Genomic DNA, 26,318 nt, shown 5'->3' with positions numbered 1-26,318 from the left:
GCCGCCCTCGGTAAATGCCTGGCACAACGACGCGTAAGCGTGACGCGGCCAATGCCTATTGCCGGACAATCTCCAATGCTCGTGCTCAGCGGCCAGCTCGAACCCGATCGCCAACTCTGGCACTTCATCGAGGGCTAGCGTGGCTCGGCCTAGAGCAATTCCAGGAAAAGTGTGAAACGGTTTTCCCGGGAAAAGCGCGTAGCGCTTCCCCTAGGTAACTCAGTCAAAACAAAGAGTTAGAGCGGCTCGACGTTTCCGTGAAACGACGAGCCGCTCTAACGGTCAGATGACGCTGCGGTCGAGAACCATGTCGGCGGGGCCGAAGCGATCCTTTGCCGTCAATTGCTGGTGCCAGTAGGGGTAGAGCAGGGGCGGGCGGCTGACGGCGTCGAGGCGCTGGCGTTCTTCAGGGTTGAGCTCCAGGGCCGCCGCGGCGAGATTGTCCTTGAGCTGGGCATCGTTGCGGGCGCCAATCACCAGCGAGGAGACGGCGGGGCGTCCGAGCAGCCAGGCAAGTGCCACCTGCGCCGCCGAGACGCTGCGGGCCTTGCCGATCTCCACCAGCACGTCCACGATCCGCCAGAGCCGATCCTCGTCCCGGATCGGCGGCTCGGACCAACCCGCGAGCTGGCGCGCGGTCGGGCTGTCGCGGCGGTATTTGCCGGACAGCAAGCCGCCGGCGAGCGGACTCCAGACCAGCACGCCCAGCCCCTGGTCGACCGAGATCGGTAGCAGTTCATATTCGGCCTCGCGTGCCTCCAGCGTATAGTGGATCTGCTGGGTGACGAAGCGTTGCTGGTGACGGCTGTCGCTGATGGAGAGCGCCTTCATCACCTGCCAGCCGGACCAGTTGGAGCAGCCGATATAGCGCACCTTGCCCTGGGCGACCAAAGTGTCGAGCGCGGCCACCGTTTCCTCGACCGGGGTAAGACCGTCCCACTGGTGGACGAAATAGATGTCGATGACGTCGGTCTTCAGCCGCTTCAGGCTCTTTTCGCATTCACGGATCAGATGGTGGCGCGACAGGCCTTCGTCGTTCGGCCCGCTGCCGATCCGCATGCGCGCCTTTGACGCGATCAGCACGTCGTTCTTGCGCTTGCCGCCGAGTGCCTCGCCGACGATCTCTTCCGACAGGCCGTTCGAATAGACATTGGCGGTGTCGATGAGGTTGATGCCGGCGTCGATGCACATGTCGATCATCCGCTTCGCTTCGGTAAGATCGCTGTTGCCCACCGCGGCGAAGGGCCCGGTGCCGCCGAACGTCATGGTGCCCAAAGTTAGTGTCGAAACCTTCAGGCCGGAACGGCCAAGGGTGCGGTATTCCATGTCAGTCCTCGCGATTGTGTTGAATTGGGGCGCCGCGAAGGGCAGCCCGGAATGCGACCGGGGATTTGTAGGACAATTTGCCCGGCTTGTCGCCATGCAATGATGATGGATCGATCACGCATGGCGGAGCTTTTAAAGGCCGCGGTCGCGTTCCGGACTGCAATAAAACCGTCACCGCCGGCCTATATTGAATTCGGCTAAGGTGTTTCCATTCCAGGCCACGGGCCTGCAGTTTGGGGTGCCGGACATGAACCGACAGGGCTTGCTAGCGGAGCGACTGATATGACCGAGCTAAGACAGAATTCTCCCGCCAAGGATTGGCTTGAAGCCGAGCTCGCCGACACGCTCGACGAAGACTATGAGCTCGAAATGTCGGAGCCGGCGCTGTCGATGGAGATCGCCAAGATCTACAAGAACTCGCATCCGCCTTCGATCGATCGCATGCAATATTTTCGCGACCTGATCACCTTGCAGTCCGAACTGATCAAGCTGCAGTCCTGGGTCGCTTATCACAAGAAGAAGCTGGTGGTGGTTTTCGAGGGCCGTGACTCTGCCGGCAAGGGCGGCGTCATCAAGCGCATCACCCAGCGGCTCAATCCGCGCATCTGCCGCGTCGTGGCACTTCCGGCGCCGACCGAACGCGAGAAGTCGCAATGGTATTTCCAGCGCTATGTCCCGCATCTGCCGGCTGGCGGCGAGATCGTGCTGTTCGACCGCTCCTGGTACAATCGCTCCGGCGTCGAACGGGTGATGGGCTTTGCCTCGCACGACCAGGTCGAGGAGTTCTTCCACGACGTGCCGGAGTTCGAGCGCATGCTGGTGCGCTCGGGTATCACCGTGGTCAAATACTGGTTCTCGATCACCGATGAGGAACAGCAGATGCGCTTCCTGATGCGCATCCACGATCCGATGAAGCAGTGGAAGCTGTCGCCGATGGATCTGCAATCGCGCGTGCGCTGGGAGCAGTATACCAAGGCCAAGGAAGAAACCTTCGCCCGCACCAACATTCCGGAGGCGCCCTGGTTCATCGTCGAGGGCAACGACAAGAAGCGCGCGCGGCTGAACTGCATCGACCATCTGCTCAAGCAGATGCCTTATGAAGAGGTGCCGCACGAGGAGATCACGCTGCCCGAGCGCGTCTTCAATCCCGAATACGAGCGCCAGACATTGCCGCGCGAACTCTACGTGCCGGAGAAGTATTGAGCACTTTGTCCTTCTCCCCGTTCACGGGGAGAAGGTGCCCGAAGGGCGGATGAGGGGCGGCGCCAGCGTTGGCGATTGAGCCCCAATTCGCTGCTATTGGTAGCTTGCCGCTAGTCTCCAAAGGCCGCGCCGCCCCTCATTGCCCTGCCGGGCATTTCTCCCCGTATAGTGACGGGGAGAAAGAGCTGTAGTCACGCCCGCCCGATCACCACATGCGTGGCAAGCGCCGTCGCAACCTGCTCGGTGCACTGGTAGCCGAGCTTCAGCATGTCGAGGCCGGCGAACAGATTCTCACCTGTGCCAAGCAGGATCGGCGAGATCGCCAGGTGCATCTCGTCGATGAGCTTCTCCTGAAGGTATTGCCGGATTGTCGAAACGCCGCCACCAACCCGCACATCCTTGCCGCCAGCCGCGACCTTTGCCTGCTCGAGCGCCGAATGGATGCCGTCGGTGACGAAGTGGAAGGTCGTGCCGCCTTCCATGACGATCGGATCGCGTTTGTAGCGCGTCAGCACGAAAGTCGGCACGTGATAGGGCGGGCTGGGGCCCCACCAGCCTTTCCAGCTGTCGTCAGGCCAATCGCCTCGGATCGGCCCGAACATGTTGCGGCCGAGGATCCAGGCGCCGACATTCTCGAAACTGCGTGCCGCGAAGCTGTCATCGGTGTCGGTGGTCCCGTCGTTCTTGCCGAGCACCATCTGGCGGAACGTGCGGGTGCCGATCATCCATTTGTGCAGATTTTCGCCGCCGACGCCGAGAGGATGTTCAAGAGTCTGATCCGGACCGGCGCCGTAACCGTCGAGCGAGAGGGTGAATGCATTGACACGAAGTTTTGACACCATTGCCTCCTGAACCGCATGTAATTTGCAATCAGTGGCCGTTTAACCTAACTGCTTGCAAAAAGCAATTGGTTTCATGTGGTGCGCAAACGGGCTACAGAAGGCTCCTGACAGCCAGCTGGGAACGATCGTTCAAAACAAAGATAACGGTGCTAATACCCCGCATCGCCGGGCTTCGGCGGCTTCCTCGTTCAGGTTTGGTGCAAGCTACCCCTTCAGCATCTCCGCCACCTCAGGCGCGAAATAGGTCAGGATCCCATCACAGCCGGCGCGCTTGAAGGCAAGCAAGCTCTCCAGCATCGCCTTTTCGCCGTCGATCCAGCCATTGGCGCCCGCGGCCTTGATCATCGAATATTCGCCCGACACCTGGTAGGCGAAGGTCGGCATCTGGAATTCGTCCTTCAGCCGGCGGATGATGTCGAGATAGGGCAGGCCTGGTTTGACCATCAGCATGTCGGCGCCCTCGGCGATGTCCTGCTCGGCCTCGCGCACCGCCTCGTCGGAATTGGCGTGGTCGATGTAATAGGTCTTCTTGTCGCCCTTGAGCAGCCCGGCGGTGCCGACCGCCTCCCGATAGGGGCCGTAGAAGGCCGAGGCGAACTTCGTCGCGTAAGACATGATCGCCACGTCCTGAAAACCGTTGGCGTCGAGCGCGTCGCGGATGGCGCCGATCCGGCCGTCCATCATGTCGGAAGGCGCGATGATGTCGGCGCCGGCGGCCGCCTGGATGACGGCCGCAGCCGCGACCTGCTCGACCGTCTCGTCGTTGACGATGATGCCGTCGCGCAGGATGCCGTCATGGCCATGGCTGGTGAACGGGTCGAGCGCGGCGTCGGTGATGATGCCGATTCCGGGCACCGCGTCCTTTATCGCGCGGCTGGCGCGATTGATGATGTTTTCCGGGTCGAGGATGTGCGAGCCGGTCTGGTCGCGTAAGGCCAGGTCGACATTGGGGAAGGTGGCGAGAGCCGGAATGCCGAGCTTTGCCGCCCGTTCGGCCTCCTTGACGGCAAGGTCGACCGACAGCCGGAAGACGCCGGGCATGGCCGCGATCGGCTCGCGCACATCCTTGCCCTCGACGACGAAGATCGGCCAGATCAGGTCGTCGACCGTAAGCCGGTTCTCCTGCACCAGGCGGCGCGACCAGTCGGCCTTGCGCATGCGGCGCAGGCGGCGGCTGCCGGTGATGTCGTCGACGCTGCGCGCGCCGGCTGGCTTTGTCGGGGTGAATTTGTTCATGGCCAAAACTCTCTTTTCGGCGGCTTTTACCACGAGCCCTTGGTGCTGACCAATGCGACACGATTGTGCCAGGCCGGCGGAAGGGGGCACGGTCCCGCCATGCCTATCCGGTCAGGGCTGCCCATTGCCGGAGAGAATCTGTGCGGCACCCCCGATTGCCACACGGAACGCCTCGTCGAAGCTGACGCCGCGGATCTGCCAGCGATAGGTCTTGCCGTGATCGGCCAGTCGCCAATCGGCGATCCAGCCGAGCTCCTTGTCGCTCCATACGATGCTGCCGGAGAGCGCTTGCGCGCCACCGGTCTGTTTGGCCAGCAGATCCAGCCTTGCCATGTCGTCGGTGCTTAGCCCTTTTTTGCCGAGCTCTGCCAACTGCGCCGCCTTCGGAAACGCGACATGCATCAACAGCGGATCGGCGGCATTGGCGAAAGACTCGCGCATCGTCTCGCCACGCTTCTCTTCGGCACTGAGCATGAAATACTGAGCGCCCTGTTCGGCGGTGAGAAAGACGGTAAGCGTCGGTCGCTCGCCAAGCCAAGGCCTGCTGCCGAGCTGTGCCAGCAGCTTGTTGACCGTGGCCGGCTTGTAGAGACAAATCAGATCGTGCGGCCGGTCATGCGTGCCTTGCTCGTCATGGATCGGAATGCCTTCCAGCCGGTCATGGTAGCGGAAGCTGTCGATGAAATCGCCGGCCTTGTCGCGTAGTGCCAGCATTTCCGGCTTTTTCGGCAGCCGCTGATCGCCTGAAACCCTGACCAGGACCCGGTCCAGGCAATCCCTGAAGCCTATCTGGCGGTTCTCTTCGCCCTGGCCGGTGACGATGGTCCGCGACTGGTAGAGATCGTCGGTCGTGACGGCGAACGCGGCGCGCGGTGCAAGGCCTGCGATCATGAGCCCGATCGTCAACAGTGCGGGACGAAGAAATCCGGACATGGCCAACTGTCCCCAAATCCGCCTGCGCGCAGTATCGGCGCGTCGCTTGCAACGGCAGCGATCTTCGTAGCATTGCTCACTGCTGGCCGCCAAGGCTGTGGTGGAGAGGCTGCCGCCATTGACGCACCCATTCGCCGCCTTTAGCACTTCAGTCCCGCAGGCGCGGGGGAAGGATTCTCTGGCGATGGATTTTGGTGGGGGCGACGAAATTCGCTTCGAACGGTTGGGCAGGGCCGGTCTCGTGACGCTGACCCGGCCGCAGGCGCTCAATGCCGTCACCCATCGCATGGTCAAGGCGCTGGGCAAGGCCTTGCATGCCTGGGAGCGCGATGACGGCGTGGACGTCGTCCTTGTCAAGGCCGAGGGCAGGGCGTTTTCTGCCGGTGGCGACATCCTGCATATCTACGAGGCCGGCCGGGCCGGAAAGCCGCCGGTCGAGTTCTTTGCCGATGAGTATCGGCTGAACGCCCGCATCAACAGCTTCAAGAAACCCTATGTCGCCCTTATCGACGGCATCGTCATGGGCGGTGGTGTCGGCATTTCCTTTCACGGTTCGCACCGGGTGATGACCGAGAATGCCCAGTTCGCCATGCCGGAGGTCGGTATCGGCTTCTTCCCCGATGTCGGCGCCAGCCATCTGCTGCCCGACCTTGGCGGCTCCTTCGGCATGTATCTGGCCCTGACCGGCAACCGCATCCGCTATGGCGACGCGCTGTGGTCGGGGCTGGCCACCCACACGATCAAGGCCGAAGACCAGGCCAGCTTCCTTGATCGGCTGGTGCTGACCGGCGATCCGGAATCGGTGCTGCGCGGTTTCTTTGTCCAGGCAAAGCGGGAGACCGACAGGCCGACGCTCGAAGCGATATCGCGCCATTTCAACCAACCGTCGCTGCAGGATGTTCTCAACAGCCTGGACCGCGCGTCGGGCGCCGATGAATTCGCGGCCAAGATACTGGCGACGATCCGCATGCGCTCTCCGACCAGCCTTCGCGTCGCCTGGCGGCAGATCAGCGCCGGGCAGACCTTGTCGATGGACGAGTGCATGAAGATGGAATTCCGCATCCTCAACCGCATGCTTGCCGGCCACGATTTCTACGAAGGCATCCGCGCCGCCATCATCGACAAGGGGTCGAAGCCGCAATGGCGGCCGGCAACCCTCGATGAGGTCGGCGAGGTGGATGTCGAGGCCTATTTCGCTCCGCTCGGTGAACGGGAACTCCCGCTATGAGCGAGGTGACGTCGCGACGCGTCGTACTCCAGCCGTCGACGGTCGAGGTCATCTTCGCCTGGTTCCAGCGCGTCATCGCCGGCTACTGCCTGCTGTTCGGCATCCTGTACTGGATCAAGCTGATCGGCTTTTACCCTGGATCGCTCTGGCGCTTCGACCTGATGCCGGTGCACTGGCAGGTGGCGGCGGTGATGCTCGCCGTGTTCTTCCCCTTCGCCGCGGCGGGGCTTTGGATGCTGGCCTCCTGGGGCCCGGTGATCTGGTTCATCTGCGCGGTCACCGAAACCGTCATGTACGCCGGCTTTCCCGAGCTTTTCGGCCATCGGCTGCTGATCGTCGTCTCGCATGCGGCGGTGGCGCTGCTCTACATCGTCTTTCGCGTCGTCATCTACCTGCAGAAACGCCCCGCGCGGCACTAAGCTCTTGCCGCCATTGACGACTTCGCGGCCACCTCGATCCGGCCTCGCGATCATTGCCTAAGCCTTTAGGTTAATTATCCTTGCTCGGGTGACCGTTCGTTAAGCCTCTTTCGAAACCTGTTACCGGTAAGCTCTTGTTAGCCCTAGCGTTTAAGTCGAATTTTATGAGTATTCGATAGTGTCGCGATCAAGGTGAAAAACAAAAAATCACCAGGGCGACAAACGAGAGGCAAAGACAATGATCAATTCGCGTCCGGCGGCGAAGACCGCCAACGTTTCCGACGATCGCCGCGAGGCTATCCGTTCGCTTTACATGGAATCGCTGCAGCTCGTCGAGCGGCTGCACCGCCGTCTGCTTGACGTGATCAAGGACGAATTCGACCGCAACGGCCGGTCCGACATCAATGCCATCCAGGCGCTGCTGCTGTTCAATATCGGCAATTCCGAGCTGACCGCCGGCGAGCTTCGCTCGCGTGGCTACTATCTCGGCTCGAACGTGTCCTACAATCTGAAGAAGCTGGTCGATCTCGGCTTCATCAACCACCAGCGTTCGCGCATCGACCGCCGTTCGGTCCGCGTCTCGCTGACCCCGAAGGGCAACGAGGTGGCGGACGTCGTCGCCGGTCTTTATGAGCGCCATGTCGGCTCGATCGAGCAGGTCGGCGGCATCAACACCGACGAGTTCAAGCAGATGAACCGCGCCTTGCAGCGGCTCGACCGCTTCTGGAACGACACGATCGCCTATCGGATGTAAGGCGCCGCATCAGATCTGGCCCGCGCCATAGAAGCGCGGCCGAAATAGCGACCTTCAGTCAGGGCCGGTGCCGAAAAGCATCGGTCCCTTTCTTTTCGGAGCACCGGCCCGGCCGATTTGGGCACAAGGCCACGTTGCCGCCATATTCCAGTGGAACCGAGGGTGGCAGTGATGCTGTCGTGAAGACCATGCGTCCACCCGCAACCGTATCGCGCCTCGTGCGTTTCTCGCCAACGTGATACGGGCCATGGTTGGCTAATTGTTAAGATTGCCAATTTTAGAGTGCGGGCGAGATCGCCCGATGATCGACGCAGCAAGTGATCGAACCGCTACCTATGTCTGGAACGTCCATGAAAACCAGCCGCCGCTTTTTCCTTTCCGGAGCCTCGTTGCTCGCCGCCGCCATGGTGGCCGGCCGTGCGAGCGCGCAGGATGTGATCGGGGATATTCTGAAATCTTCCGCACGCGGCAATTGGGACGACCAGTTCGACGCTCGCGCCAGCGAAGGTGGCAAAGTGGCTTCGACGCTGCCTATCTTCAGCCCGCAGACCGTTGCGTTCACGGAGCAGGCGGTCGCGCAATATCAGAACATTGTCGGGCAGGGCGGCTGGGTGGAAGTCCCCGCGACCAAGAAGCTGCAACTCGGAGTCGATGATCCCGATGTCGTGCCGCTGCGCAAGCGGCTTATGGTCGCTGGCGACCTTTCGCAGAGCGCCGGTATTTCGACGGCCTTCGATTCCTATGTCGACTCGGCGGTCAAGCGCTTCCAGCTGCGTCATGGCCTGCCAGCCGACGGCTCGATGGGCAAATACACTTATGCGGCGATGAACGTTTCGGCGCAGGTCCGGCTTGGCCAGCTGCAAACCAATCTGCAGCGGCTGAAGGAGAAGGCCGGCACGCTGGGCAGCCGCTATGTGCTTGTCGACATTCCGGCGGCGCAGGTCGAAGCGGTCGAGAACGACCGCGTCGTGCTTCGCCACACGGCGATCGTCGGCAAGATCGATCGCCAGACGCCTATCGTCAATTCCAAGATCAACGAGATCATCGTCAACCCGTACTGGAACGCGCCGGTCTCGATCGTGCGCAAGGACATCATTCCGCTGATGCGGAAGGATCCCGACTATTTGAAGAACAGCCATATCCGCCTGTTCGCGCCGGACGGCAGCGAAGTCGATCCGATGAACGTCGACTGGTCGACCGATGATGCCGCCAAATACCGGTTCCGCCAGGATCCCGGTTCGGAAAACGCCATGGCCTCGGTCAAGATCAACTTCCCGAGCCCGGACGGCGTCTACATGCACGACACGCCGCAGCAGAGCCTGTTCGGCAAGATGATGCGCTTCGATTCCTCGGGCTGCGTGCGCGTCCAGAACGTGCGCGATCTCGTAACCTGGATCTTGCGCGACACCCCCGGCTGGGACCGTCAGCATTTCGAGGCGGCGATCAAGACCGGCCAGAACACGCCGATCCAGGTCACTAATCCGGTGCCGGTGCACTTCCTCTATCTCTCGGCCTGGTCGACAGGACCTGGCGTGGTCCAGTTCCGTGACGACGTCTACGCGCTGGACGGCGCCAGCGAGTTGCAGATTACATCTTCTCTGTAAGGCTTTGATATTCATAACGAAAAGCCGCCGTCAGGCGCCTTTTTTGTTTGGCGAAAACGTCGTTAAATCAAGCGCTGGTTAACCAGCCGCGCCACCGCTTGCGCGCGATTGACGGCGCCGAGCTTGCGCCTGGCATTGTCGACATGGAAGCGCACGGTCGCTTCGGCAATGCCGAGAATGACCGAGATTTCCCAATCCGTCTTGCCTTCGGCGACAAGCGCCAGGGCATCACGCTCGCGCACCGTCAGCCGAACGATGGCGGCGGGCGGTGGCGTTGTCAGGTTCATCAGCCGTTCCGTCAGCACGAGACCGGCCATCTGGATGGCAAAACTCTCTTCTGCCGTGAATTCACGCTCGTGGAAGCCGAGATGCAGCGAGGCTATGGCGCCATCGGCGCCGTAGGAGGTGGAACACAGCGCATCATTGATCCCAGCCTCGCCGAGCGCTTCCCAATAGACGCCGAACTGTGGGCGGTTGCGCGGAGCAAAGTCGGAGAACCGGTAGCGCGTGCGGCTTTCGCGGATCGCGCCCAGCAGCGGGTTGCACTCGAAGCACACATAGTCGAACGCAGGGCTGCCTGGCCAGTCCGCCGGTGCCAGCCGGGTGATGAAGCCGCCGGCCGCCCAATGGCTGGCCGACGTCAGCGTCGCTGCCGGCCTTCGATAGAGGCGGGTCTGCAGATAGGAAGCGCCGAAGGTTTCCATCGCCGCGAAATAAGCGATGCTTGCATCCTCGGCCGTTTCCGACGCCAGGGCCGGTTCGGCATGTGCCATGATCCGCGACAGCATAGATCGAACCCCCGCTCGCCAGCCGTGGTGCACGGTGGCACAACCGCATATGACCCGCAAGGCTGCTACCTGGCGAAAGCCACCTGTCAACCTCGCGCCATCGGGAGGTTGATGCGGGAATATACCAGCGTATCCAGGAAGGGAGCGGCGCTCGCTTTCGGCATCCACGTCTGAATGTCTGGACATCGGCGCCCCAGCATACGCACGTCGACCGCGGGGGGCTGGCGTGCGGCCGGCCACCTGGTGCCCCTAGGCAGCCTCGCGTTGACGCCAGGTGCCGGCTTTCTTTCTGACATTAACGGCATGCTTTGCCATGCGGTCGGTTCGCTCATGCCCTGAACCCGGCCCGCCCTTCGGCCGTCGTCGCGCCGGCGCTGTCTGGACGCGAGGTCGACGATTGCGCATGGTTCGCGAAACAGCCGGAATCGCACCATGCAAGCCGCCATCTTTGTCCTCGCCGTGCTCGTTTTCGTCGCCGTTTCCGGCGCGCTAGTGCGGCTGGTGCGGGTGCCGTTGCCGATCCTGCAGATTGCGATGGGCGCCGCGCTCGCATGGCCGGTGCGCGGCATCCATATCGAGATCGATCCGGAACTGTTCCTGCTGGTGTTCATTCCACCGCTGCTGTTCAGTGATGCCTTTGGCGCGCCCAAGCGCGAGCTGATGGCATTGCGCAGACCCATCCTCGACCTTGCCATTGGCCTCGTCTTCTTCACCATTGTCGGCTTCGGCTATGCCTTGCACTGGCTGGTGCCGAGCATTCCGCTGGTCGTTGCCTTCGCGCTCGCGGCGGTGCTGTCGCCGACCGATGCGGTGGCCGTCTCCTCGATCGTCGACAAGAGCGTGGTCCCGGCGCGGCTGATGCACATTCTGGAAGGCGAGTCGCTGCTCAACGATGCTTCGGGGCTGGTCATGTTCCGCTTTGCCGTCGCGGCGGCATTGACCGGCAGTTTTTCCTTCGCCGAGGCCTCGCTGAGTTTCCTCTACGCCGTGGCGGTCGGCATCCTGGCCGGGGTGGCGGCATTGTTCGTCGCCGCCAAGGCGCTGCAACTCCTGAGCCGCATCGGCGGCGTGCCGGCCGAGGCGCAGGTGCTGATCACTATCCTGCTTCCCTTCGTCGCCTATCTCGGCGCCGAGCACTTCGAGGCTTCGGGAATCCTGGCCGCGGTCACCGCCGGTCTGTTGACCGGGAGCACCGGCATATTCCGCTTCCTTGGTGTGTCGGCGCGCATGCAGACGATCTCGCTCTGGACAACGTTTTCCTTCGTCTTCAACGGCGCGCTGTTCATCGTGCTCGGCCTGCAGCTTCCCGAAATCATCCGCAAGGTGCCACCGGAACTCACCGGCAACTATCCACTCATTCAGCCGGTGCTTACCGTGATGGCGCTGACCTTGTGCCTGATCGCGCTCCGTTTCGTCTGGATCTGGATTGGCGACATCATGGCGGGGCTTGCGGCTCGGCTCGGCAAACGCAAGGCCGAGCCATTCGGCCTGCGCGTGCGGCTCGCCGGATCGGTGGCCGGCGTGCGTGGCGCCATCACGCTGGCCGGCATATTGTCGCTGCCGCTGGTCCTGCAGGACGGCTCGCCGTTTCCCGCGCGGGACCTTGTCATCTTTCTCGCCGCCGGCGTCATCATCTGCTCCCTGGCGATCGCCAGCCTGGCCTTGCCCGTCATCGCGCGCGGCCTGGTCGAGCCAGGTGAAGACGCAGGCGCCGCCGAGGAACGCATGGCGCGTGTCGGCGCGGCGAAGGCTGCGATCGCCCACCTTGAAAGCATCGCACAGACCGATGAGGAGGAGGGCGATGTGCCCGGCGTCAGGCTCGCCGCCGCCAACGGGATTGTCGCTGCCTACCGGCGGCGCATCGCGGCGGCTGACGAGGCCGATGAAGCGCGCGCCGAGATGCGCGAAGCGGGGAGGCTGGAGATCGATCTGAGGCTCGCCGGCATCGCCGCCGAGCGCGACGCCTTGCGCGCCATGCTTCGCCGTGGCGAGATCAACGATCACACCGCGCGGGCGTTGTTCACCGAGATCACGCTTACCGAAGCTCTTCTGGACGGCAGGCAGTCACGAAAATAGGGCCTGCGATGCCCAAGGCCCATGGATTTGCAACCTCTGCCGCAAACCGGCCAGCAAATTTCGCGCCGCAAACGTGGCGGCTCGAAAACAACTGTGTTAATGGCGCGGCAATGCGTGTCGCCCAAAAGTGTGCAGCGGTTTTGGGGCAACGGCAGGCATAAACAAATTGCCCCCGAACCGAGGATTTCAGGCCATGGCAACAGCAGCGGCAGCGTCGAATAAATTCGAATCCTTCTTCGAAACCACGCTGGAAGACGCCGATCCGGAGATTTTCGGCGCCATCCGTAACGAGCTCGGTCGCCAGCGCCACGAGATCGAACTGATCGCTTCGGAAAACATCGTCTCGCGCGCGGTGCTTGAGGCGCAAGGGTCGATCATGACCAACAAATATGCCGAAGGCTATCCGGGCAAGCGCTATTACGGCGGCTGCCAGTTCGTCGACGTGGCCGAGGAACTGGCCATCGAGCGGGCGAAGAAGCTGTTCGGATGCAATTTCGCCAACGTCCAGCCGAATTCCGGCAGCCAGATGAACCAGGCGGTGTTCCTGGCGCTGCTGCAGCCCGGTGACACCTTTATGGGCCTCGATCTCAATTCCGGTGGCCATCTTACCCATGGCTCGCCTGTGAACATGAGCGGCAAATGGTTCAAGGTCGTCTCCTATGGCGTGCGCAAGGACGACCATCTGCTCGACATGGACGCGATCGAGAAGACCGCGCATGAGACCAAGCCGAAGCTGATCCTGGCCGGCGGCACCGCCTATTCGCGCATCTGGGACTGGAAGCGTTTCCGCGAGATCGCTGACGCGGTCGGCGCCTATCTGATGGTCGACATGGCGCACATTGCCGGCCTCGTCGCCGGCGGCGTGCACCCGTCGCCGCTGCCGCACGCGCATGTGGTGACGACCACCACGCACAAGTCGCTGCGCGGCCCGCGCGGCGGCATGATCCTGTGCAACGACGAGGACATTGCCAAGAAGATGAACTCGGCGGTGTTCCCCGGCCTGCAGGGCGGCCCGCTGATGCATGTCATCGCCGCCAAGGCGGTGGCCTTTGGCGAGGCGCTGAAGCCGAGCTTCAAGGTCTATGCCGAGAGCGTGGCCGCCAATGCCAAGGCGCTGGCTTCGAGCCTCAAGGAGACCGGGCTCGACATCGTCTCAGGCGGCACCGATAACCATCTGATGCTGGTCGATTTGCGTCCCAAGAACGCCACCGGCAAGCGCGCCGAGGCAGCCCTTGGCCGCGCCAACATCACCTGCAACAAGAACGGCATTCCCTTCGATCCGGAAAAGCCCTTCGTCACCTCGGGCGTGCGTCTCGGCACCCCCGCCGGCACAACGCGCGGCTTTGGCCAGGCCGAATTCCGCGAGATCGGCAAGCTGATCGCCGAAGTGCTGGATGGTCTCAAGGTCGCCAATTCCGACGAGGGCAATGCCGCGGTCGAGGCGGCGGTCAAGGCCAAGGTCGTGGCGCTGACCGATCGTTTTCCGCTCTATCCTTATCTCGGTTGATCATCCTTATCTCGATTGACCGGGCGCGAAGCGTCATCTCTTATTCGCCGGCGGTGCGTCACCCCTGATCGGGTGACGCATGGAACTGGAGACCTGATGATGCGCAATTTTCGTCTCGCCCCGCTCGGCGTTGTCGGCTGGCTGGCCGTTGGCGGGTCCGCCTTCGCGCAGACACAGCTCGCTCCGGAGACGCCGGTTACCAACACCTTCGGCAAATGGACGACCATCGTCGATGTGCTCGACACCGGCCAGGATGCGAGCAAGACCTGTGCGGCTTCGACGGCGTTCTTCGATGCGAACGGCAATTCGGGCACGCTGACCTTGTCGATCTCGACCGGCGATGCGCTGCCGCCCGATGCCTATCCAGCCATCATGCTCACTGTCGACAACAAGGAGTTGCCGACCGGCAAGAAGATCGCGGCGACGTTTGGCGATCCCGGCGTCAAGGTTTCGGCTACGGTCTATTCCAACGATGCCGTCATCGGCCGCCCGAGCTGGACGGTCGACAACCAGGCCAAGACCAGTCTCGCGCTGCTGCGTGCCATGCGCCAGGTTGTCTCGCTCGACGTGACTTTCGGCAAGCAGGCTTTCGCCAGTATCCCGATGGACGGCTTCACCAAGGCCTACCGCAACCTGGGCACGTCCTGCGGCTTTCCGACCAAGGACGTCGCGCCGTGACCGGACGGCCGGATCCGCAATAGGTCGATTGTCGCCTGGCCGTCGCCGGCGGCATCGCCGTCCGGCTGGTTGCCGCGCTGGCAATCTTCCTCGCGCCTCGCTATCTCTGAAGAAACGGAACTGCTTCAATCCCGGTCGGAAAGGCTCTAAGCCTTTCGCCTCACCAGATTCGCGAACCCAAGGCTTTTCATGCGCTGTCCCTATTGCCAGTCCGAAGATACGCAGGTGAAGGATTCGCGCCCCGCCGAGGACGGCGCGGCGATCCGCAGGCGTCGTGTCTGCCCCGATTGCGGCGGCCGCTTCACCACTTTCGAGCGCGTGCAGTTGCGCGATCTGGTCGTGGTCAAGAAGTCGGGCCGGAAAGTGCCGTTCGACCGCGACAAGCTGCTGCGCTCGGTCGAGATCGCGGTACGCAAACGCAATGTCGATCCCGAACGCATCGACCGCGCGGTGACCGGCATCGTGCGCCAGCTCGAAAGCTCCGGCGAGACGGAAGTGGCGTCCGGCGAGGTCGGCCGGCTGGTCATGGAGGCGTTGAAATCGCTCGATGACGTCGCCTATGTGCGCTTTGCCTCGGTCTACCGCAATTTCCGCGAGGCCAAGGACTTTCACGAGTTGCTGGGCGAACTGAAGGGCGACGAAGACAAGACTGAAGAGGACGCCGGCTGAGCATGGCAGCACCGCAACTGAGCGAGGCCGGACAAGCGGCCGTTGATCGCCGTTTCATGGCCGCGGCCCTGCGGCTTTCGCGCAGGAATGCGGGCAGGACTTCGACCAATCCGTCGGTCGGCACGATCATCGTGCGTGACGATGGCGCGGGGCCGATGATTGTCGGCACCGGCGTCACCGCGGTCGGTGGCCGTCCGCATGCCGAGACCGAGGCGCTGGCCGAGGCCGGCGAGCTCGCGCGGGGTGCTACGGCTTACGTCACTTTGGAGCCCTGCGCCCACCACGGCCGCACGCCGCCTTGCGCCAATGCGCTGGTCAATGCCGGCATTGCGCGCGTCGTGGGTGCCGCCAGCGATCCGGACACGCGCGTCTCCGGCAAGGGCTATGCCATTTTGCGCGCCGCCGGCATCGAGGTGGTGGAGAAGGTGCTGGCCGCGGAAGCCGCCGAGCAGATGGCGGGCTATTTGATTCGATCTCTGCGAAAACGCCCCGAAGTGACGCTGAAGCTTGCGCTTTCGAGCGACGGCAAGATCGGCAGGAAAGGCGCTGGCCAGGTTGCGATCACCGGCGAGATCGCGCGTCGCGACGTCTATCTGATGCGCGCGGAGTCGGACGCCATCCTGATCGGCATCGGCACGGCGCTGGAAGACGATCCGGCTCTGACCGTGCGTCTGCCGGGTTTGGAAAACCGTTCGCCGGCGCGCATCATCCTCGATCGTCAGATCCGGCTCCCGGAAGCCTCGAAGCTGGTTTCCGGTGTCGACCGGGTGCCGCTCTATGTCGCTGCCTGTCTTGAGGCTGATCCGCACCGTCGCGCTGCGCTTGAACGCGCCGGCGTGCGCTTCATCGGCACCGAAACCCATGACGGCGTCGTCGCGCTGCCGGAACTGCTCGAAGACCTGGCGGCGCTCGGCATGGCAAGCGTGCTGGTCGAAGGCGGCGCCCAGGTCGCCAAGGCATTCCTGGACGAGGGCCTGGTCGACCGCATCGTGTTGTTCCAGGGACCGGAGGCGATTGGCGAGGATGGCATTGCATCGCCGGTCGATGCCGACCATATCCCGGCTGGCTTTCGCAAGCTGCGCGAGATGCGCTTCGGCGAAGACAGCTACGCCGAATGGGTAAGAGACATCTAGGGATCAGATCGATGTTTACCGGAATTGTCACCGATATCGGCACCGTTGCGGCCGTCAAGCCGCTCAGTGAAGGCGTCGGCCTGCGCATCGATACCGCCTATGATCCCGAGACCATCGCCATAGGCGCCTCGATCTCCTGCGGCGGCGTCTGCCTGACGGTCACGGCTTTGCCCGAACATGGCTCGAACGCGCGCTGGTTCGAGGTCGAAGCCTGGGAAGAGGCCTTGCGGCTGACCACGGCCTCGGGCTGGAAATCCGGCACCAAGGTCAATCTCGAGCGGGCGCTGAAGATCGGCGACGAACTCGGCGGCCACATCGTGTCGGGCCATGTCGACGGGACTGCCGAGATTGTCGAACGCAAGGACGAGGGCGACGCGGTGCGCTTCACGCTGGAGGCACCGCGCCATCTGGCGAAATTCATCGCCCCAAAAGGCTCCGTCGCGCTCGATGGCACCTCGCTCACCGTCAACAAGGTCGAGGGCACCCGCTTCGACGTGTTGTTGATCCACCACTCGCTGACCGTGACCACCTGGGGTGAGCGCAAGGCCGGCGACCGCGTCAATCTCGAGATCGACACCATGGCCCGCTACGCCGCGCGGCTGGCGGAGGCGGCGAAAGAGGGGCTTTGAGTGTTACCGGCCTCAGCCTCGACCTCGACTTAATCAGTTTTAATCGCTATGATTAAATCTGATTGTGAGGCTCAGATGGATACAAAAGTAATCACCGCTCACGTTCCGCTGCCGCTAGCCGAAAAGGTAGATCAGCTAGCTGCTCGCCTTGAGCGCCCGCGCGGTTGGATCGTCAAACAGGCTCTTTCCGCGTGGGTGGATTTGGAGGAGGAGCGCCGGCGGCTCACGCTTGAAGCATTGGCCGATGTGGATGCAGGACGGGTCATTGACCACCAGGCCGTTCAGGCGTGGGCTGAGAGTCTTGGCACCGACAAGCCGCTGCCGGTGCCTCGTTGATGGAGTTGAAATGGACCAACAAGGCTTTGTCCGACTTGGTCCGGCTCTATGATTTTCTCGCGCCGGCAAATGGCCCGGCAGCCGCTCGCGCCGTGCAGGCGCTTGCTGCGGCACCGACACGGTTGCTCGAGTATCCGCGTATCGGCGAGAAACTGGAAGAGTTCGAGCCACGAGAGGTGCGACGCATTTTGGTAGGCAGCTACGAAATTCGCTACGAAATACAGGACACGACAATTTCTGTGTTGCGCCTGTGGCATACGCGAGAGGATCGATAGGACCGACGTCCATCCCACAATCTTCCGCTTGCGATCAATCCGGCTTCGGCCTAAGTCACCGGCAACCCCCCGGAGATTTTTATGGCAGGCACATCCCAACACGGCAAAGCCTTCATTCGTCCGAAGGCGAAGGCGCATCTGCTGATTGTCGAAGCGCGCTTCCACGACGACCTTGCCGACGCGCTGCTCGAAGGCGCGACAAGCGCGCTCGATGAAGCGGGCGCGACCTATGACGTCATCACTGTTCCAGGTTCGCTCGAGATTCCCGCGGTCATCACCTTCGCGCTGGATGGCGCGGCGGAAGGCGGCACGAATTACGACGGCTTCGTTGCGCTCGGCACCGTTATTCGCGGCGACACCTATCATTTCGACATCGTCGCCAATGAATCCAGCCGCGCGCTGATGGATCTGTCCGTGCAGGACTCGGTCTGCATCGGCAATGGCATCCTGACCACCGAGAACGATGCACAGGCATGGACGCGGGCCAAGCGCTCGGAGGGCGACAAGGGCGGCTTTGCCGCGCGTGCGGCGCTGACCATGATCGCTCTGAAGGAACAATTGGGAGCGCGATCGTGAGCGAACCCGCTTCGCCCGGACAGCCCGCGATACGCCACGCCAACAAGCGCGGTGCCGCCCGTCTGGCCGCTGTGCAGGCGCTCTACCAGATGGATGTCGCCGGCAGCGGTGTCTTCGAGATCACCGCCGAGTACGAGGCGTTCCGGCTTGGCAAGGAAGTTGACGGCGCGCTCTACCGCGAGGCGGATGCGCAATGGTTCCGCGCCATCCTGACCGGCGTCGTCGAGAACCAGAAGACCATCGATCCAATCATCCGCCAGGCGCTGACCGATGATTGGCCGCTGTCTCGGCTCGATTCGACGCTGCGCGCGATTATGCGCGCCGGCGTCTATGAATTGATGAAGCGCGAAGACGTGCCTGTGGCGGTCATCGTCTCGGAATATGTCGATATCGCCAAGGCCTTTTACGAGGAAGACGAGCCGAAGCTGGTCAATGCCGTGCTCGACCGCGTGTCACGCCGGGTGCGCGGCGAGGGGCGCGGCAAGGACGCATCGTGACAGCCATCACCGTCGAGGTGGGCAAGGACGCGCGGCACACCGCTTTGATCCTCGCTGCCTCGCAGGCGATTATCGGCTCGGCGGCACCGATAGCCATCTCCATGGGCGCACTGGCCGGGCAATATCTGCTCGGCGCCGACAAGTCGTTGGCAACGGCGCCGGTCACCGGCTTCAACCTTGGCGTGGCGCTCGGCGCTTTGCCTGCCGCGGCCATCATCCGCCGGCTGGGCCAGCGCGGTGGCTTCATGACCGGAACGGTCGTCACCGCGCTTGGCGGCCTGATCGCCACTCTGGCGCTTTTCCACGGCAGTTTCTGGCTGTTCGCGTTCGCGCTGCTCGTGATCGGCGTCGGCGGTGCCTTCGTCCAGCAGTTCCGCTTCGCCGCCGCCGACAACGCGCCGCCGGAATTCAAGGCGCGCGCCATCTCCTTCGTGCTGGCCGGCGGCATCGTCACCGCCATCCTTGGGCCGCAGATCGTCATCTTCACCCGTGAACTGTTCGCGCCGGTGATGTTTGCGGGGTCATTCGCCGCTATCTTGCCGCTTGCCGCGGTCGGAGCCGTTATCCTGTCGTTTCTGCGCCTTCCGGCAAAGGCCGCCAGCAAGGTTGATGTTGCCGGCGGCGATGCCAGGCCCCTGGCCGAAATCGTCACCAGGCCGCGCTTCGTCGCCGCACTGTTCTGCGCCGTCGGCTGCTATGCGCTGATGAGCTTCGTCATGACCGGCGCGCCGCTGGCCATGGTCGGGTGCGGCCTGTCGGAGAATGATGCGACGCTGGGCATTTCCTGGCACGTCATGGCGATGTTCGCGCCGAGCTTCTTCACCGGCTCGCTGATCCATCGGTTTGGCGCCGAGCGCATCGTTGCCACTGGCTTGCTGCTGCTGATCGGTTGCGCTGCGGTAGCCTTGTCGGGCCTGGCGCTGTGGCAATTCTGGACGTCGCTTATCCTGCTCGGTCTCGGCTGGAATTTCGGCTTCATAGGCGCCACCGCCATGGTCGCTGCCAGCTACCGGCCGTCGGAAAAGGGCAAGGTGCAGGGTTTTCACGACTTCGCCCTGTTCGGCTCCGTCGCCTGCGCGTCGCTGCTTTCGGGCATGGTCTACAACGCCTGGGGCTGGGAGATGCTGAACTGGATGATCTTTCCGGTCGCCGTTCTGTGCTTTTTGGCACTTGGTACGTTGAAGCTGACGGGCCCGCGCAGATCCGACGCCTGAGCCTCGCCCTGACGTGACATGATGCTGTCAGGATAGCTTCGGTCGAAGTCGCCGCTTCAGAACAAAATTATTGCGCTGATACCCACTCTTATGAAACCGTATGCCCCGACGCCGCGTTTGGGCCATGCTCATATGCGGCCACCGTATTTCGGTTCATAGCAAGGGATTTTCACAATGTTTTCAATCAAGGCTCTGGCTGGCGCGGCGCTCGCGCTCGGCATCACGGCGGCTTCCGCCAGTGCCCAGGTGGTCGTCTCCTCGAAGATCGACACCGAGGGCGGCGTGCTCGGCAACATCATCCAGCTCGTTCTCAACGCTAACAACATCAAGACCACGGACCGCATCCAGCTCGGCGGCACGCCGGTGGTGCGCAAGGCGATCACAGCGGGCGAGATCGACATCTATCCCGAATACACCGGAAACGCCGCTTTCTTCTTCGAAAAGGCCGATGATCCGGTCTGGAAGGATGCAGCCAAGGCCTATGAGACGGCCAAGAAGCTCGACTATGACGCCAACAAGATCGTCTGGCTGTCGCCGGCGCCGGCCAACAACACCTGGGCGATCGCGCTGCGCAAGGAAGTGACGGACGAGAACAAGCTCGTCACCCTGTCGGACTTCGGCAAATACGTCGCCGGCGGCGGCAAGGTGGTGCTGGCGGCTTCCTCCGAGTTCGTCAATTCGGCGGCAGCCCTTCCGGCCTTCCAGACCACCTACGGCTTCACGCTGAAGCCGGACCAGCTGATCACGCTCTCGGGCGGCGACACGGCGGCGACCATCGCCGCGGCGGCCAACCAGACCAGCGGTGCCAACGCTGCCATGGTCTATGGCACCGACGGCGGCATCGCGCCGTCCGGCCTGGTCGTGCTCGAGGACGACAAAGGCGTGCAGCCGGTCTACCAACCGGCCCCGATCATCCGCGAATCCGTGCTCAAGGAACATCCCGAGATCGAGACGCTGCTGAAGCCGGTCTTCGCCAAGCTCGATCTCGTCACGCTGCAGGAGCTGAACGGCCGCGTGCAGGTCGGCGGTGAGCCGGTCAAGGGCGTCGCCGAGGACTTCCTGAAGAAGAACGGCTTTCTGAAGTAGGCGATTCCGGCGCGCCGCATGCGTGGCGCGCCGGAACGACCGGCGGGGGAGGGCGTGAATATCCGTTTCGACAAGCTCGGCGTGGTCATCGCCGCGATCGCCGCCTATGCGGCGTTCCTCGCCCCCTTCGCCACCTTTCGCGCCAACCGGATCGTTCCGGGCCAGGCGCGTTCGATTCTTGAGGCGCTGCCGGCAACCGCCGGGCCATTGCTTTTGGCTATCGTGGTCGTCGCCGCGCTCATAGCATTTTTCAGGACACCGCTTGTGCTGCGCCTTGCCGCCGGTGTGGTCGCGCTTGCCGCGCTGGCGCTGCTCATCGGCGTCGCCGGCACGTTCTTGACGCCGGCCGGCAACACCTTCGCCAGGGTATCTCCGGCCTCCGGTTTCTGGATTCTCATCTTTGCCTTCACGCTCTTGCTGGCCGACGTGCTGACGCGCCTGAATTTGTCGCCGTCGGCGCGCGTCGGCGTGCTGGTCGCAGCCGCGGTGGCGATCGGCCTGCTTCTGGTGTCGGGGGCCTGGAACGACCTTTCCATCCTCAAGGAATACGCCAACCGTGCCGACAGTTTCTGGGCCGAAGGCTCCAAGCACGTGACGCTGGCGCTTGGCTCGCTGGCCGCGGCAGTGATCGTCGGGCTGCCGCTCGGCATCCTCTGCCACCGCGTCGAAAAGCTGCGCGCCGGCGTGCTCAACGTGCTCAACATCATCCAGACCATTCCTTCGATCGCGCTGTTTGGCCTGCTGATCGCGCCGCTCGGCTGGGTCGCCATACATGTGCCGGGAGCGGCCGCGCTCGGCATCCGCGGCATCGGCACCGCACCTGCCTTCGTCGCCCTGTTCCTCTATTCGCTGCTCCCGGTGGTGGCCAACACGGTTGTCGGTCTCGCCGGCGTGCCGCGTGCCGCCAACGACGCCGCGCGCGGCATGGGCATGACGGACCGCCAGCGCCTGTTCGGTGTCGAATTTCCGCTGGCCTTTCCGGTGATCCTCACCGGCATCCGCATCGTGCTGGTGCAGAATATCGGCCTTGCCACCATCGCCGCGCTTATCGGCGGCGGCGGCTTTGGCGTGTTCGTCTTCCAGGGCGTTGGCCAGACGGCGATGGACCTGGTGCTGCTTGGCGCGGTGCCGACGGTCGCGCTCGCCTTCGCCGCCGCCATCATCCTCGATGCGGTGATCGAAATGACCGCCACCAGGCGCAGGGTTGAAACGGCATGATCGAGATCGAGGGCATTACCAAGCGCTATGATGCGACCACCGTTGTCGACGACGTGTCGATGGTTATCGAGCCACGCACGGTTTGCGTCATCGTCGGCACCTCCGGTTCCGGCAAGACGACGTTGCTGCGCATGATCAATCGGCTGGTCGAGCCAACCGCCGGCATCATCAAGCTTGACGGCGCCGACAATCGTTCGGTGCCCGGCTACGAACTGCGCCGCAGCATCGGCTATGCCATCCAGGGCCACGGCCTGTTTCCGCATCGCACCGTGGCCCAGAACATCGCCACCGTGCCGGTGCTGCTCGGCTGGGACAAGGCCCGTATCAAGGCCCGCGTCGATGAACTGATGACGCTCTACCAGCTTGATCCCGAGGCGTTCGGGCCGCGCTATCCGCACGAATTGTCCGGCGGCCAGCAGCAGCGCGTCGGTGTCGCCCGGGCGCTCGCCGCCGAGCCCAACGTGCTCCTGATGGACGAACCGTTCGGCGCACTCGACCCGATCATCCGCACCAAGGCGCAGGAAGATCTGCTGGCGATCCAGAAGCGTTTCGGCACCACCATCATTCTCGTCACTCACGACATGGAAGAGGCCGTGCATCTGGGAGACAAGATCGCTGTCATGGATGCCGGCAAGCTCGTGCAATACGCCAAGCCCGCCGAGATCCTGGCAAACCCGGCCAGCAGCTTTGTCGAGACCCTGGTCGGCGCCAGCGAGAGGCCATTCAGGCTGCTCTCGCTCGGACGGGTGCGCGACGCGGTGGAAAAGGGCACCGCCGATGGCGAGGCGATCCCCGGTGATGCCAGCCAGCGCGATGCGCTGGCCGAACTCCTGTGGTCGGGCCGGCCCGCGCTGCCGGTAAAAGGCGCCGACGGCAAACCGCTCGGCCGCGTCACGGTGGACGGGCTGGTCAAGCGCGCGGCGAGGCCGGCATGAAAGCCTGGCTGCCTCTGCTGCTGAGGCTTGCCCTGGTGGTGTTGCTCGTGGCCTTTGTCACCAGTCCAGGCTGGTTCGAGCCACTGCTCAAGCCGCTGACAGAAAACAACGCTCCCGCGATCTATAATCAAGGCAGCCTGCTGACGCTGACGCTGCTGCATTTGCGCACCGTGCTGATCGCCACCGTCGCCGCGACCATAGTTGCCGTGGCCCTGGCCATCCTCGTCACCCGGCCAGCCGGCGCCGAATTCCTGCCGCTGTCGCGCAGCCTAGTCAACATCGGCCAGACCTTTCCGCCGGTGGCGGTGCTGGCGCTCGCCGTGCCGGCTGTCGGTTTTGGCGAGAAGCCGACGCTGATCGCGCTGTTTCTCTATGGTCTGCTGCCGATCTTCGAGAATGCCCTGACCGGACTGACGACGCTGCCGGCCAATGTCATGGAGGCGGCGCGTGGTGCCGGCATGACCGGCTGGCAAAGGCTCACCAAGGTCGAACTGCCGCTGAGCGCGCCGATCATCCTGGGCGGCATCAGGCTGTCGGTGGTGATCAGCCTGGCCACGGCCACCATCGGCTCGACCGTGGCCGCCAAGACGCTGGGCGAGGTGATCATCGCCGGGTTGTTGTCCAACAACCTCGCCTTCATCCTGCAGGGTGGCCTGATCGTGGCGGCCCTTGCCGTGCTGATCTATGACGGTCTGTCGGCGGTCGAACGCTACACCGCACGCCGGATGGGCCGCGAGGCGGAATAGTCCTTAGGGGAGCCGGCGGTCCTGCCGCAGTGATTCCTTTGCGTCATTTCAATCGATCTAAATGAAAGGCCCATGCGGGCATTGTGGTCGCGGCTTTGTCTTTTGGGCGAAAGCCGGGCAAAAACTGAACAATATCTTGACGTTCCGAGCCCTGTTTCGCATACACCGATGCGAAGAGGTGGATTCCGTGCGCGGATTCCGGTCTTTGTCTCAACGGCCCAGGGAGGGGTTCATTTGGGCCAACAATCGAGGAAAATTTGGCAATGACCATACTTTACGCCGTCATCGCCTGCGGTCTGCTTTCTGTCCTTTACGCTATCTGGGCGACACGATCGGTTCTCGCGTCCGATCAGGGCAATGCACGCATGCAGGAAATCTCCGCCGCCATCCGCGAAGGCGCGCAAGCCTATCTGGCGCGCCAGTACACCACCATCGCCATCGTCGGCGTGGTCGTGCTTTTGCTCGCCTGGTGGCTGCTTTCTATCACCGCCGCGATCGGCTTCCTGATCGGCGCCGTCCTGTCGGGCGCCGCCGGCTTCATCGGCATGCATGTTTCGGTGCGTGCCAATGTGCGCACCGCGCAGGCGGCCTCCAACAGCCTCGCCGCCGGTCTCGACATCGCCTTCAAGTCGGGCGCCATCACCGGCATGCTGGTGGCGGGCCTGGCATTGCTTGGCGTCTCGATCTACTACCTGATCCTGACCGGTCCCATGGGCCTGCAGCCCAATGACCGTATCGTCATCGACTCGCTGGTCTCGCTCGGCTTCGGCGCCTCGCTGATCTCGATCTTCGCCCGTCTCGGCGGCGGCATCTTCACCAAGGGCGCCGACGTGGGCGGCGATCTGGTCGGCAAGGTCGAAGCCGGCATCCCGGAAGACGATCCGCGCAACCCGGCCACCATCGCCGACAATGTCGGCGACAATGTCGGCGACTGCGCCGGCATGGCCGCCGACCTGTTCGAGACCTATGCGGTGACGGTCGTCGCCACCATGGTTCTCGGCGCCATCTTCTTTGGCGGTACCGCCGTTCTCCAGACTGCGATGCTCTATCCGCTCGCCATCTGCGGCGCCTGCATCCTGACCTCGATCGTCGGCACCTTCTTCGTCAAGCTCGGCTCCAACGGCTCGATCATGGGCGCCCTCTACAAGGGGCTCATTGTCACCGGCCTGCTGTCGATCGTCGGCCTCGCCATCGCCACTTCGGCAACGCTCGGCTGGGGCGAGGTCGGTACTGTCGCCGGCATCGTCATCACCGGCAAGAACCTGTTCATCTGCGGCCTCATCGGCCTCGTGGTGACGGGTTTGATCGTGGTGATCACCGAGTACTACACCGGCACCAACAAGCGCCCGGTCAACTCGATCGCCCAGGCTTCGGTCACCGGCCACGGCACCAACGTCATCCAGGGCCTCGCGATTTCGCTGGAATCGACGGCGTTGCCGGCCATCGTCATCGTCGGCGGCATCATCTCGACCTACCAGCTCGCCGGCCTCTACGGCACGGCGATCGCGGTCACCACCATGCTCGGCCTTGCCGGCATGATCGTGGCGCTCGACGCCTTCGGCCCGGTCACCGACAATGCCGGCGGCATCGCCGAAATGGCGGGCCTGCCCAAGGAAGTGCGCCACTCCACTGACGCGCTCGACGCGGTCGGCAACACCACCAAGGCCGTGACCAAGGGTTATGCCATCGGCTCGGCCGGCCTCGGCGCATTGGTGCTGTTTGCCGCCTATTCGAACGACCTGAAGTTCTTTGCCGCCAATGGCGACAAATACCCCTACTTCCAGGGCATGGGTGAAATCTCCTTCGATCTCTCCAACCCTTACGTCGTCGCCGGCCTGATCTTCGGCGGCCTGATCCCGTATCTGTTCGGTGGCATCGCCATGACGGCCGTTGGCCGCGCGGCGGGCGCTATCGTCGAGGAGGTTCGCAAGCAGTTCCGCGAAGATCCGGGCATCATGGCAGGCACGTCCAAGCCGAACTATGCGCGTGCGGTCGATCTTCTGACCAAGGCGGCGATCCGGGAGATGATTATCCCGTCGCTGCTGCCGGTGCTGGCGCCGCTCGTCGTCTATTTCGGCGTGCTGCTGATCTCCGGTTCGAAAGCATCGGCCTTCGCGGCCCTCGGAGCCTCGCTGCTCGGCGTTATCGTCAACGGCCTGTTCGTCGCCATCTCGATGACCTCGGGCGGTGGCGCATGGGACAATGCGAAGAAATCGTTCGAGGATGGGTTCACCGACAAGGACGGCGTCAAGCACCTCAAGGGCTCCGAGGCGCACAAGGCTTCGGTGACCGGCGATACGGTCGGCGATCCCTACAAGGACACCGCGGGCCCCGCGGTCAACCCGGCGATCAAGATCACCAACATCGTGGCCCTCCTGCTGCTGGCCGTGCTCGCGCACGGCTAACCGGC

At 63.3% G+C, this 26,318-nt stretch carries 26 protein-coding genes; 21 read left to right on the top strand and 5 right to left on the bottom strand.

The features are described from left to right. Positions 1 to 282: 282 nt before the first annotated feature. Positions 283 to 1,326, bottom strand: coding sequence for an aldo/keto reductase (locus tag FJ977_RS01580; RefSeq protein WP_140767939.1), 1,044 nt, complete (start codon positions 1,324 to 1,326; stop codon positions 283 to 285). Between the two features lie 282 nt (positions 1,327 to 1,608). Here FJ977_RS01580 and ppk2 point away from each other — a divergent pair, with 282 nt between their 5' ends. Next, complete coding sequence (ppk2, locus tag FJ977_RS01575; RefSeq protein WP_140767937.1) at positions 1,609 to 2,529, top strand: polyphosphate kinase 2; 921 nt, start codon at positions 1,609 to 1,611, stop codon at positions 2,527 to 2,529. Between the two features lie 191 nt (positions 2,530 to 2,720). Here ppk2 and FJ977_RS01570 read toward each other — a convergent pair whose 3' ends face one another. The 3 genes from FJ977_RS01570 to FJ977_RS01560 form a co-directional block, all read right to left on the bottom strand. Continuing rightward, complete coding sequence (locus tag FJ977_RS01570) at positions 2,721 to 3,368, bottom strand: dihydrofolate reductase family protein (RefSeq protein ID WP_140767935.1); 648 nt, start codon at positions 3,366 to 3,368, stop codon at positions 2,721 to 2,723. A gap of 207 nt (positions 3,369 to 3,575) precedes the next feature. Further along, positions 3,576 to 4,607, bottom strand: coding sequence for a porphobilinogen synthase (gene hemB / locus FJ977_RS01565; protein ID WP_140767933.1), 1,032 nt, complete (start codon positions 4,605 to 4,607; stop codon positions 3,576 to 3,578). 111 nt (positions 4,608 to 4,718) lie between these two features. Beyond that, positions 4,719 to 5,540: a DUF2066 domain-containing protein gene (locus FJ977_RS01560; protein WP_140767931.1), complete on the bottom strand. Its 822-nt coding sequence runs from the start codon at positions 5,538 to 5,540 to the stop codon at positions 4,719 to 4,721. Between the two features lie 184 nt (positions 5,541 to 5,724). Here FJ977_RS01560 and FJ977_RS01555 point away from each other — a divergent pair, with 184 nt between their 5' ends. The 4 genes from FJ977_RS01555 to FJ977_RS01540 all read left to right on the top strand — a co-directional run bounded on the left by FJ977_RS01555 (position 5,725) and on the right by FJ977_RS01540 (position 9,545). After that, the gene (locus FJ977_RS01555; RefSeq protein ID WP_140767929.1) at positions 5,725 to 6,768 is read left to right on the top strand and encodes an enoyl-CoA hydratase/isomerase family protein; all 1,044 of its coding nucleotides are present in this window, start codon (positions 5,725 to 5,727) and stop codon (positions 6,766 to 6,768) included. Next, positions 6,765 to 7,187: a DUF6163 family protein gene (locus FJ977_RS01550; RefSeq protein ID WP_056562528.1), complete on the top strand. Its 423-nt coding sequence runs from the start codon at positions 6,765 to 6,767 to the stop codon at positions 7,185 to 7,187. The genes FJ977_RS01555 and FJ977_RS01550 overlap by 4 nt, the downstream gene beginning before the upstream one ends. Before the next feature lie 238 nt (positions 7,188 to 7,425). Further along, entirely contained in the window at positions 7,426 to 7,941 is a 516-nt protein-coding gene (locus tag FJ977_RS01545) for a winged helix DNA-binding protein (RefSeq protein WP_013896002.1), read from the top strand. 350 nt (positions 7,942 to 8,291) lie between these two features. After that, complete coding sequence (locus tag FJ977_RS01540) at positions 8,292 to 9,545, top strand: murein L,D-transpeptidase (protein WP_140767927.1); 1,254 nt, start codon at positions 8,292 to 8,294, stop codon at positions 9,543 to 9,545. Between the two features lie 62 nt (positions 9,546 to 9,607). Here the strand turns inward: FJ977_RS01540 and FJ977_RS36595 are convergent, their stop codons facing one another. Continuing rightward, positions 9,608 to 10,333 carry a helix-turn-helix transcriptional regulator gene (locus tag FJ977_RS36595; protein WP_140767925.1) on the bottom strand — a complete coding sequence of 242 codons (726 nt, stop codon included), beginning with the start codon at positions 10,331 to 10,333 and terminating at the stop codon, positions 9,608 to 9,610. A gap of 432 nt (positions 10,334 to 10,765) precedes the next feature. Between FJ977_RS36595 and FJ977_RS01530 the strand changes: the two genes are divergently transcribed. The 16 genes from FJ977_RS01530 to FJ977_RS01455 all read left to right on the top strand — a co-directional run bounded on the left by FJ977_RS01530 (position 10,766) and on the right by FJ977_RS01455 (position 26,313). Further along, positions 10,766 to 12,409 (top strand): Na+/H+ antiporter, encoded by a 1,644-nt coding sequence (locus FJ977_RS01530; RefSeq protein ID WP_140767924.1) that lies wholly within the window; start codon positions 10,766 to 10,768, stop codon positions 12,407 to 12,409. 193 nt (positions 12,410 to 12,602) lie between these two features. Then, positions 12,603 to 13,916, top strand: coding sequence for a serine hydroxymethyltransferase (gene glyA / locus FJ977_RS01525; RefSeq protein ID WP_015318249.1), 1,314 nt, complete (start codon positions 12,603 to 12,605; stop codon positions 13,914 to 13,916). Positions 13,917 to 14,015: 99 nt separating this feature from the next. Continuing rightward, the gene (locus FJ977_RS01520; RefSeq protein WP_181179637.1) at positions 14,016 to 14,594 is read left to right on the top strand and encodes a hypothetical protein; all 579 of its coding nucleotides are present in this window, start codon (positions 14,016 to 14,018) and stop codon (positions 14,592 to 14,594) included. 189 nt (positions 14,595 to 14,783) lie between these two features. Continuing rightward, positions 14,784 to 15,263: a transcriptional regulator NrdR gene (nrdR, locus tag FJ977_RS01515; protein ID WP_056562515.1), complete on the top strand. Its 480-nt coding sequence runs from the start codon at positions 14,784 to 14,786 to the stop codon at positions 15,261 to 15,263. Positions 15,264 to 15,265: 2 nt separating this feature from the next. After that, a complete protein-coding gene (gene ribD, locus FJ977_RS01510) occupies positions 15,266 to 16,396 on the top strand; it encodes a bifunctional diaminohydroxyphosphoribosylaminopyrimidine deaminase/5-amino-6-(5-phosphoribosylamino)uracil reductase RibD (protein WP_181179482.1) in 1,131 nt (376 codons plus the stop codon). 11 nt (positions 16,397 to 16,407) lie between these two features. Beyond that, entirely contained in the window at positions 16,408 to 17,025 is a 618-nt protein-coding gene (locus tag FJ977_RS01505; RefSeq protein WP_140767922.1) for a riboflavin synthase, read from the top strand. Positions 17,026 to 17,100: 75 nt separating this feature from the next. Next, entirely contained in the window at positions 17,101 to 17,361 is a 261-nt protein-coding gene (locus FJ977_RS01500; RefSeq protein ID WP_140767921.1) for a ribbon-helix-helix domain-containing protein, read from the top strand. Then, positions 17,361 to 17,636 carry a type II toxin-antitoxin system RelE/ParE family toxin gene (locus FJ977_RS01495; protein ID WP_140767920.1) on the top strand — a complete coding sequence of 92 codons (276 nt, stop codon included), beginning with the start codon at positions 17,361 to 17,363 and terminating at the stop codon, positions 17,634 to 17,636. Before FJ977_RS01500 ends, FJ977_RS01495 begins: the two co-directional genes overlap by 1 nt. Before the next feature lie 81 nt (positions 17,637 to 17,717). After that, a complete protein-coding gene (ribH, locus tag FJ977_RS01490) occupies positions 17,718 to 18,212 on the top strand; it encodes a 6,7-dimethyl-8-ribityllumazine synthase (RefSeq protein ID WP_056562495.1) in 495 nt (164 codons plus the stop codon). Next, positions 18,209 to 18,709 carry a transcription antitermination factor NusB gene (gene nusB, locus FJ977_RS01485; protein ID WP_056562492.1) on the top strand — a complete coding sequence of 167 codons (501 nt, stop codon included), beginning with the start codon at positions 18,209 to 18,211 and terminating at the stop codon, positions 18,707 to 18,709. The genes ribH and nusB overlap by 4 nt, the downstream gene beginning before the upstream one ends. Continuing rightward, the gene (locus tag FJ977_RS01480; protein WP_140767919.1) at positions 18,706 to 19,923 is read left to right on the top strand and encodes an MFS transporter; all 1,218 of its coding nucleotides are present in this window, start codon (positions 18,706 to 18,708) and stop codon (positions 19,921 to 19,923) included. Before nusB ends, FJ977_RS01480 begins: the two co-directional genes overlap by 4 nt. 174 nt (positions 19,924 to 20,097) lie before the next feature. After that, entirely contained in the window at positions 20,098 to 21,009 is a 912-nt protein-coding gene (locus FJ977_RS01475) for an ABC transporter substrate-binding protein (protein WP_140767918.1), read from the top strand. Between the two features lie 18 nt (positions 21,010 to 21,027). Then, positions 21,028 to 22,227 carry an ABC transporter permease gene (locus FJ977_RS01470; RefSeq protein ID WP_181179479.1) on the top strand — a complete coding sequence of 400 codons (1,200 nt, stop codon included), beginning with the start codon at positions 21,028 to 21,030 and terminating at the stop codon, positions 22,225 to 22,227. Continuing rightward, on the top strand, positions 22,224 to 23,162 hold the full coding sequence (locus FJ977_RS01465; protein WP_140767916.1) for an ABC transporter ATP-binding protein: 939 nt from the start codon (positions 22,224 to 22,226) through the stop codon (positions 23,160 to 23,162). The genes FJ977_RS01470 and FJ977_RS01465 overlap by 4 nt, the downstream gene beginning before the upstream one ends. Next, the gene (locus FJ977_RS01460) at positions 23,159 to 23,908 is read left to right on the top strand and encodes an ABC transporter permease (RefSeq protein ID WP_056562481.1); all 750 of its coding nucleotides are present in this window, start codon (positions 23,159 to 23,161) and stop codon (positions 23,906 to 23,908) included. Before FJ977_RS01465 ends, FJ977_RS01460 begins: the two co-directional genes overlap by 4 nt. 263 nt (positions 23,909 to 24,171) lie before the next feature. Beyond that, positions 24,172 to 26,313 carry a sodium-translocating pyrophosphatase gene (locus FJ977_RS01455; protein ID WP_140767915.1) on the top strand — a complete coding sequence of 714 codons (2,142 nt, stop codon included), beginning with the start codon at positions 24,172 to 24,174 and terminating at the stop codon, positions 26,311 to 26,313. Positions 26,314 to 26,318: the final 5 nt, after the last annotated feature.

This window comes from Mesorhizobium sp. B2-1-3A, from assembly GCF_006442655.1.
In the GTDB taxonomy this organism is placed as follows: domain Bacteria; phylum Pseudomonadota; class Alphaproteobacteria; order Rhizobiales; family Rhizobiaceae; genus Mesorhizobium.
Note: the sequence above shows the minus strand (reverse complement) of the source record. Positions and strands in the feature narration are given on the sequence as shown.

Excerpts from the sequence above, each read along its gene's own strand:
- FJ977_RS01500 (WP_140767921.1), top strand. The coding sequence starts at position 17,101 with ATGGATACAAAAGTAATCACCGCTCACGTTCCGCTGCCGCTAGCCGAA.
- FJ977_RS01540 (WP_140767927.1), top strand. The coding sequence starts at position 8,292 with ATGAAAACCAGCCGCCGCTTTTTCCTTTCCGGAGCCTCGTTGCTCGCC.
- FJ977_RS01495 (WP_140767920.1), top strand. The coding sequence starts at position 17,361 with ATGGAGTTGAAATGGACCAACAAGGCTTTGTCCGACTTGGTCCGGCTC.
- FJ977_RS01530 (WP_140767924.1), top strand. The coding sequence starts at position 10,766 with ATGCAAGCCGCCATCTTTGTCCTCGCCGTGCTCGTTTTCGTCGCCGTT.
- glyA (WP_015318249.1), top strand. The coding sequence starts at position 12,603 with ATGGCAACAGCAGCGGCAGCGTCGAATAAATTCGAATCCTTCTTCGAA.
- FJ977_RS01580 (WP_140767939.1), bottom strand. The coding sequence starts at position 1,326 with ATGGAATACCGCACCCTTGGCCGTTCCGGCCTGAAGGTTTCGACACTA.
- FJ977_RS01555 (WP_140767929.1), top strand. The coding sequence starts at position 5,725 with ATGGATTTTGGTGGGGGCGACGAAATTCGCTTCGAACGGTTGGGCAGG.
- FJ977_RS36595 (WP_140767925.1), bottom strand. The coding sequence starts at position 10,333 with ATGCTGTCGCGGATCATGGCACATGCCGAACCGGCCCTGGCGTCGGAA.
- ribH (WP_056562495.1), top strand. The coding sequence starts at position 17,718 with ATGGCAGGCACATCCCAACACGGCAAAGCCTTCATTCGTCCGAAGGCG.
- hemB (WP_140767933.1), bottom strand. The coding sequence starts at position 4,607 with ATGAACAAATTCACCCCGACAAAGCCAGCCGGCGCGCGCAGCGTCGAC.
- FJ977_RS01465 (WP_140767916.1), top strand. The coding sequence starts at position 22,224 with ATGATCGAGATCGAGGGCATTACCAAGCGCTATGATGCGACCACCGTT.
- FJ977_RS01560 (WP_140767931.1), bottom strand. The coding sequence starts at position 5,540 with ATGTCCGGATTTCTTCGTCCCGCACTGTTGACGATCGGGCTCATGATC.
- FJ977_RS01550 (WP_056562528.1), top strand. The coding sequence starts at position 6,765 with ATGAGCGAGGTGACGTCGCGACGCGTCGTACTCCAGCCGTCGACGGTC.
- FJ977_RS01545 (WP_013896002.1), top strand. The coding sequence starts at position 7,426 with ATGATCAATTCGCGTCCGGCGGCGAAGACCGCCAACGTTTCCGACGAT.
- FJ977_RS01455 (WP_140767915.1), top strand. The coding sequence starts at position 24,172 with ATGACCATACTTTACGCCGTCATCGCCTGCGGTCTGCTTTCTGTCCTT.
- FJ977_RS01475 (WP_140767918.1), top strand. The coding sequence starts at position 20,098 with ATGTTTTCAATCAAGGCTCTGGCTGGCGCGGCGCTCGCGCTCGGCATC.
- FJ977_RS01505 (WP_140767922.1), top strand. The coding sequence starts at position 16,408 with ATGTTTACCGGAATTGTCACCGATATCGGCACCGTTGCGGCCGTCAAG.
- FJ977_RS01470 (WP_181179479.1), top strand. The coding sequence starts at position 21,028 with ATGCGTGGCGCGCCGGAACGACCGGCGGGGGAGGGCGTGAATATCCGT.
- ribD (WP_181179482.1), top strand. The coding sequence starts at position 15,266 with ATGGCAGCACCGCAACTGAGCGAGGCCGGACAAGCGGCCGTTGATCGC.
- ppk2 (WP_140767937.1), top strand. The coding sequence starts at position 1,609 with ATGACCGAGCTAAGACAGAATTCTCCCGCCAAGGATTGGCTTGAAGCC.
- nrdR (WP_056562515.1), top strand. The coding sequence starts at position 14,784 with ATGCGCTGTCCCTATTGCCAGTCCGAAGATACGCAGGTGAAGGATTCG.
- FJ977_RS01460 (WP_056562481.1), top strand. The coding sequence starts at position 23,159 with ATGAAAGCCTGGCTGCCTCTGCTGCTGAGGCTTGCCCTGGTGGTGTTG.
- FJ977_RS01520 (WP_181179637.1), top strand. The coding sequence starts at position 14,016 with ATGCGCAATTTTCGTCTCGCCCCGCTCGGCGTTGTCGGCTGGCTGGCC.